Below are 858 nucleotides of genomic sequence, written 5' to 3'. Positions count from 1 at the left end.
GCGGGTAGGGCGTTTCGGCGGGCTGACTCGCTGGAGTACATCCGTTTGAATGCCCAGCCGTCGGCCATGGTGCGGTGGAAGCGTTCGATTTTGCCGTTGGTCTGTGGCCGGTAGGGGCGGGTGCGTTTGGCCGCGATGCTGAGCTCGGTGCAGGCGTCGCGCCAGGCGTGGCTGCGGTAGCAGCTGCCGTTGTCTGACAGCACTCGTTGAATGACGACGCCGCGGTCGCTGAACCAGGTGGCGGCCCTGCGTAGGACGGCGACTGCGGTGGCGGCGGTCTCGTCGTCGTGAATCTCGGCGTAGGCGACGCGGCTGTGGTCGTCGATGACGGTATGCACGAAGGCGGTGCCGATCTTCGGGTTGTGGTGCTTGTTGCGTGGCTTGCCGGGGGTAGCCGCCCGGTTCTTCTTGCCTTCGACGCGCCCGACGTAGCGCCAGCCGCCACCGTCGGGAATGTTCCCGAGCTTCTTGACGTCGACATGCAGCAACGCGCCGGGAGTTGTGTGCTCGTAGCGGCGCACCGGTTCACCGGTGACGCGGTCGACGTGCGAGAGCCGATTGAGCTGGCACCGCGTCAGCACGGCGTGCACGGTTGATGAGGCTATGCCGAGGCGATCGGCGATCGCGACCGGTCCCAGGCGGTGTTTCCACCGTAGGTGCACGATCTTGCGGACAAGTGGTTGCGGTGTCTTTCTTGGCTGTGACGCAGGCCGTGACGAACGGTCCTGCATGCCGGCCTCGCCGGCCAACCGGTAGCGGTCGGCCCACCGCTTCGCGGTCTGCCATGACACGTCGTAGCGTTCGGCCGCCCGCGCGACGGGCCAGCCCTGGTCCACGACGAGTTTGGCCAGACGCAGC

1 protein-coding gene is annotated in these 858 nt (G+C 67.1%); it reads right to left on the bottom strand.

All coding sequences use genetic code 11. The annotated features are described in order from the left end of the window. Positions 1-857: IS481 family transposase (locus DKT68_RS00010; RefSeq protein ID WP_236646635.1), on the bottom strand; the 857-nt coding region annotated here is incomplete at its 3' end. Position 858: the final 1 nt, after the last annotated feature.

Source organism: Micromonospora acroterricola, assembly GCF_003172955.1.
Taxonomy (GTDB): Bacteria; Actinomycetota; Actinomycetes; order Mycobacteriales; family Micromonosporaceae; genus Micromonospora; species Micromonospora acroterricola.
The sequence above is the reverse complement of the archived record's forward strand: the minus strand, read 5'-3'. Positions and strand labels throughout refer to the sequence as shown.